Genomic DNA, 6,332 nt, shown 5'->3' with positions numbered 1-6,332 from the left:
GTCTACAGAGGACACGGGAACGATCTACTACCGCAAAATGACGCCGTCCGTTGATATCGACACGAACAGCCCACTGGGCTGTTCGTCCGGGGTGTCGAACACGGCAACATCCGCCGCAGACACCGGAATAGCCAAACAACACGAAAATCAAAAACAGAACAGCGAAAACGAGCGCCGCAACCCAAAACAAACCAAGAACAATAGCAATAGCACCGCAACCCAAGACAAACCAAGAACGATAGCGAGCACACCGCAACCCAAAACAAACTGAGAACGGTAGTAATGGGCACTGTAACCCAGAACAAGCCGAAAACAACAGCAATAGCACTGCGACTTGAGACAAACCGAGACGACAGCAACGCACACTGTGACTCAAACACGCAGGGAACGACCTCGCTGCGCTCGGACAGATCTTGATGTTTTATGCGACGTTTGCGGATGCTAGCGCTGTTTGGGCTATTGTTGGGCGTGGGCGGCAATGGCCGCTGCTTGACTTAAGGAGCGCAACGTATGCAGGTTTTCCGGTTCGGCCATTCGGCGTTGCGGCGCACGATGGGGCGCATTGACGATGCCGACCCGAAGCGCCCGGTGTGGGTGTTCCCCTATACGCAGGTGTCGTTCCGCTTCACCGGCACCTCGCTCGGCGTCGAGCTTGTCAACCATTGGAATTACGGCGATATCTATCTCGGGGCTGTGATTGACGGCATGCAGGTCAAGGTGCCGGTGCCCATAGACGCCGCGCACGATGCCGTCAGTCTGGAGAATGGCTATCCGCGGCGCGCCGAACCAGCGGAATCGACTGAGAAAACAGCAGTCGACGTACCGCCGCGCCAATCCACCATCGTCACCCTCGCCGAGCACCTGCCGGATATCGAGCACGAGGTTACCATCTTCAAACGGCAGGACGGCGGCATGTGCCATCTCAAGATGTTGGCAGTGTTGCTGGACGACGGGGCGGAACTGCTGGAGCCGGCGGACACCGAGCCGCAACCGCCTAAGGAGCGGCGCATCGAAGTGTTCGGCGATTCCGTGTCGTGCGGCGAGCGCTGTGAAGCCGTGCGTTACGCCGGCCAATGCGACCCGGATGCCGACCTGAGCTCATACAGCAATGCTTGGTATTCCTACGCGGCCATCGCCGCACGCGAACTCGGCGCTCAACTGCATATTACCGCCCAGGGCGGCGTGCCGCTGATCGACGGCATCGGTTGGTTCAACCCGCCGCGATACATCGGCATGGAAAGCATGTGGGACAAGGTGGAATACAACCCCGCGCTGGGCACGACCAAGCCGTGGGATTTCAGCCGATACACGCCGCATGTCGTGGTGGTGGCGCTAGGGCAGAACGATTCGCACCCGCGCGACTTCATGGCGCAGTGTTACGACGGCGAACAAGCCCGGCATTGGCGGGAGCGCTACGTTGATTTCGTGCGTACGTTGCGCGCGACGTACCCGAACGCGCTGATCGTGCTGACCACCACAATCATGGAACATGATTCCGCGTGGGATCGCGCGATAGACGAGGTGTGCTGCATGGCCTCCGACCCCAAGGTCACGCACTTGCTTTATTCGCGCAACGGCTCCGGAACTCCCGGCCATCCGCGCATCGCCGAACAGCGCGAAATGGGCCACGAACTGGCCGCTTACCTCGCATCTTTCGGCCCCGCTTTGTGGAATTGATATGTGGGATTGATAAAGGAGCAACGCATGGTCATCGCAACCGGCCCGGCCCCGGGTTCCGAAATGAACGTCTTCTGCACGTCGAGTGACGCCGGACGCAACCGTTGCGGCGCACTGACGGTGGCGGCCATATTTGACTCGCACATGGTGCTGCAACGAGACAAGCCCATCACTGTGTTCGGCACGCTCGCGGCGAACGCGGATCCTTGCGCTGTGACGGTTGCGATACTCGACGCGCACGGCACCACGGTCGCACAAGGCATTGCAACCACGCGCCCCTCGTTACCAAACGGACAATATACTGACCGATTGGTCACGGGCGATAATCCTTCGTTACCAACCAGACAGAATACTGACCGATTGGTCACGGACGATACCCCGCAGCAGTCATCCCCATTACCAACCGGACGGAATACCGACCGATTGGTCACGAGCGGCACCACGAGTGACGCACAGCCTGAAACTCCCCTCCCCTGGTCGGTGACACTGCCCGCGCTGCATGAGGCGGGGCCGTACACCATGCGCATCCATGCCGGTGCCGACGAGCTCATCTTCGAGGATGTGCTGGCCGGCGAAGTGTGGCTGGCGGGCGGCCAAAGCAACATGGAGGTCGAGCTGCGCAACAGCGACGATGCGGAGCGAGCCGTCAGCGAATCCGCCGATCCGCTGTTGCGTTTCATCAATGTGCCGAAAACCGGTGTGGTGGACGAGGCGGCGGAGCATGCCGCGCGCTGGCGTTCATGCTCGCCTGAAACCAGCGGGACGATGTCGGCAGTCGCCTATTATTTCGCGCGTAAACTACGGCGCGAATTGGGCGACGACGTGCCGGTCGGAGTTGTGGACTGTTACATCGGCGGAACGTCCGCAACCTGCTGGATGAGCCGCGAAACATTGGAAACTTGCGCCGCCGGACGAGGGTATCTCCAGCGTTTCGAGGCAGCGATAGCCGATAAAACCGCCGAATGCTTCGCCGCCGAAACCGCCGCTTGGCAAACGCGGTTCGATGCTTGGAATGCCTACATCGCGGCGGCGCGTGAGGCCAGCCCGGATGTCACGTGGGATGAGCTTAATGCACGATACGGCGCATGTCCGTGGCCGCCGCCCGTCACCCCGACTTCGCAGTGGCGCCCCGCCGGCGCGTTCGGGGCGATGCTGCAGCGGATTGCACCTTACGCACTCGCCGGCTTCCTGTGGTACCAAGGAGAGGAGGACGAGGCGTATTGCGAATCGTACCGCGAACTGCTGGGACTGCTGATCGGCGAATGGCGCGGCTTGTGGCATGACGCCGCACTGCCGTTTCTGATTGCGCAACTGCCGCAGTGGATTGACAAGACCACCGCCGAGACGAGTGGCGACCCGATGCGCTGGCCGGTGTTGCGCGAAGCCCAGTGGAGCGCCGCGCGTGAAATCAGCCGCGTGTTCGCCGTCAGCCTGATCGACTGCGGCGAGTTCGACAACATTCATCCCACCGACAAGCGCACACCCGGCGAGCGGCTGGCGGATTGCGCGTTGCGGCGGGTGTATGGGCGCAAGGATGTCGCCGTCGACGGGCCGTCCGTTGCGCGTTGGAACCGGGACGAGCATGGCCGGGTTACGCTGGTTTTCAACCATGCGCACGGGCTGCATTTCGACGGCACCGACCCGGACAGCCGGCGCAACATGGACGAACGGCGGCGCCTCAATCAAACGCCGCTTATTCGCCAAGCCACTCAGTCAGGTTTCGAGCTGGCGAGCACGGACGGCGTATTCCACCCGGCGCAGGCGACCATCGTCACGCGCGACGCCCGCCAAACCGCCACAAACGACCTCGCCCAGATAACACTCAGCGCCGAAGACGTCGACCACCCAACCGCCGTACGCTACGCCTGGCACAGCTGGGGCCCCGCTCCCCTGTTCAACGCCGCAAACCTCCCCGCCCCACCCTCACAATCAATCTAGTCAACAGTCAAGCGTGACGAAACGCAGCAACCGATTCGTCAATAGCGATTCGCAAAACAGACTTATGAACAGACTTATGAGACGAGCTTGTTCAAATCGGCCAAGCCAAGCACCTGACCGTGTTTCGTCTCGAAGGACTCGTCGCCGCCATACACCACGAAGCGCCGCTGCGGGTCAAGTCCCATTGCGGGAGCGATATCCTCAAGGGTTTTGAATGCGCTGGAGCGATAGGTGGCGGAGGATTTTACCTCAATGGCGTATTGGGGCTCGCCGCCTTTCTCGATGATAAGATCGATCTCTTTTTGGTTGCTGTCGCGCCAATAGAACAGCTTCGGTTCGCGGCCAATCGCCTCGTATTGCTTGGCAATCTCCACCACGACGGCATTCTCGTACAGGCTGCCCCTGTACCGGCTCAGCATCAGCTCCTCAGCGGACTCGACGCCAAGCAGATTCGCCGCCAGCCCGGTGTCATAGAAATAGAGTTTGGGGGCTTTAATAAGCCGCTTGCCGTAGTTCTTATGGAACGGATGCAGACGGAACGCAATAAAGCTCGACTCCAGAATGGACAGCCAGCTACGCGCCGTGTCCACGCTGATGTCGCAATCATTCGCCAGGCCTTCGATATTGAGCACTTCGCCAATCCGAGTGGCACACATGGTCAGGAATGCATTGAATTGCGCAACCCGGCGCACGCCCAGCTCCTCGCGCACATCACGGTCGACATATGTGGCGACATAGCTGCGGAAATAATCGGCAGGCGCGGTTTTTGTGGCGTTAAGCTGTGGATAACCTCCCGTGAACAGAAAATCATCGATGGTCGCGGGGGTCTTTTCGCCGGCAACCAACTCGGCGTAAGACAGCGGCAGCAAATGCAGTACCGCCACCCTGCCGGCGAGCGATTGCGAGATGCTCTTCAGCAACAAGAAGTTCTGCGATCCTGAGAGAACGTATTGGCCGAGCTCGTCGCTGCTGTCAATAACGCCCTGCATATAGGAGAACAGTTCCGGCGCACGTTGCGCCTCGTCAAAGATCACCCGCGAATCGTAACGCGAAAGGAACGAGTGGGGATCCTCCCGCGCCGCTTCCCGAACATCCGCATCTTCCAGCGACACATAGCGATATTGCGGAAATGTTTCTTTGACCAACGTGGATTTGCCGCTTTGCCTCGGGCCAGTGAGTGTCACCGCGGGGAACGTCTCTGCCAAGTCACGCAGCTTATCTGCCATAGCCCGTGGAATCATAGCGAAACTCCTTACATTGTGCGGTTTTCCAACATCTAACCCATGAATTACATAAAGTCTAACCCACGATTTACATAAAGTCTAACCCATGAATTACATAAGTTCTAACCCATGATTTGCATAAGTCCTAACCCATGATTTGCATAAGTCCTAACCCATGAATTACATAAGTCCTAACCCATGATTTGCATAAGTCCTAACCCATGAATTACATAAAAGCTAACCCACGAATTGCGTGGATGTTCAACGGATTGCGGTGTCCAACTCCTGCTGCGCGCGTTCGAAGCGCGAATCCATAATCTCAATGGAACGGCTGTCAAGCTGCTTCATCCGCGCCATCGGCATTGCGCGCGCAAGCACCGAATGAAGCGTGGCACACCAGCGAACTGCTCCATCACGAGGCATGGAAAACAGGTTGAGCACATCGTTTTGCAGCATCAAAGCCACGGTAACGTTCGGCTCCCCGAACATGGTTAGCTGATGCGCATCCTCCATCTGGGAGTCAAGCGGCTCGGGATTGAGATCAAACGCCGGCGACAGGCGCCACCCGTTACCCTCGCGCAGAAAGCCGTGGTTGCGCAGATGGTCGTCGCAATTCCCGATGGCCGCGCCAAATGCGGCCCGGTGCCACAGTTCGCGCATATCACAACCGACACGCTGCGCATATTCGGCCAAATCAAGCCAATCTCCACCCTCTCCATCCTTGGCACCCAAGGCTGTCATAGCGGAGATATAGGGGATGCGGCACATGCGCTCCGGCCCTTCAGACGACGGTTCGCGGTCAAAGCGCTCGGTGAGCAGCACCGTGCGATGACGACCTTCGGCATCCTCAATATTCACCGTCCGATGGTTCGGCACACACAACCCCGCCAGATTCGCCAAATCAAGCGTCACCGCCTCCCAGCCGATGACATCCCAATCATCCCCGTTCGGCTTGGGAAACTTGGCCATCCACAATCTGCCACTGTCATACACCGAAGCTTTCGGCCGCGCCCCACCCAGCGAGCCGGTGGCGCGATACAGTCGCCGCAACGCCACGTCGGGCACATCCCGATCCTGCCCGACCGCATCCGCCGTATCAAGCAGACCAGGCAAGTCAGTCAACACCGGCACATCGCTGCCGTCAGCCTGAGCGACACCATCGATTGCATAGCGCAACGCCCCTTGGCGCGTCAGGTCGTTTACGCCAAGCAGATATTCTATCTCGGAAACACGAGTGCGCTTCAACGCGCGGTTCAGCAGTCGACGCCCCCAGCGATCCGGCGCGGAATCGGAAAACGGGCCGAGCCCGTTGAAGAAGAACGGGGCGGTTGACGTGCGCGGGAGCGAAGGAGCCAGATCGTAAGCATTCAGATTGGCGAGATATTCAGGGTTGTAGCGGAACGTGAGTTTGTCGTTCTGCGCGAACAGCGTGCCGGCGGCTGCGGTTGCGCCTTTGATTGTGGTGCTGACTTCGATTTCGTAACGAGAGGACAT

5 protein-coding genes are annotated in these 6,332 nt (G+C 59.2%); 3 read left to right on the top strand and 2 right to left on the bottom strand.

What is annotated here, in order from left to right; all coding sequences use genetic code 11:
* The 3 genes from G1C94_RS07690 to G1C94_RS05415 all read left to right on the top strand — a co-directional run.
* The coding region (locus G1C94_RS07690; RefSeq protein WP_216656890.1) for a hypothetical protein at positions 1–271 on the top strand (271 nt) is incomplete at its 5' end.
* 239 nt (positions 272–510) lie between these two features.
* Positions 511–1,677, top strand: coding sequence for an SGNH/GDSL hydrolase family protein (locus G1C94_RS05420; RefSeq protein WP_172145795.1), 1,167 nt, complete (start codon positions 511–513; stop codon positions 1,675–1,677).
* Between the two features lie 27 nt (positions 1,678–1,704).
* Positions 1,705–3,615: a sialate O-acetylesterase gene (locus tag G1C94_RS05415; protein ID WP_253902328.1), complete on the top strand. Its 1,911-nt coding sequence runs from the start codon at positions 1,705–1,707 to the stop codon at positions 3,613–3,615.
* Between the two features lie 74 nt (positions 3,616–3,689).
* Here the strand turns inward: G1C94_RS05415 and G1C94_RS05410 are convergent, their stop codons facing one another.
* A complete protein-coding gene (locus tag G1C94_RS05410; RefSeq protein ID WP_172145793.1) occupies positions 3,690–4,856 on the bottom strand; it encodes an ATP-binding protein in 1,167 nt (388 codons plus the stop codon).
* A 243-nt stretch (positions 4,857–5,099) separates the two neighbouring features.
* Entirely contained in the window at positions 5,100–6,332 is a 1,233-nt protein-coding gene (locus G1C94_RS05405) for a type II toxin-antitoxin system HipA family toxin (protein WP_172145791.1), read from the bottom strand.

It is taken from the genome of Bifidobacterium panos, from assembly GCF_012932445.1.
GTDB classification, from domain to species: domain Bacteria; phylum Actinomycetota; class Actinomycetes; order Actinomycetales; family Bifidobacteriaceae; genus Bifidobacterium; species Bifidobacterium panos.
Note: the sequence above shows the minus strand (reverse complement) of the source record. Positions and strands in the feature narration are given on the sequence as shown.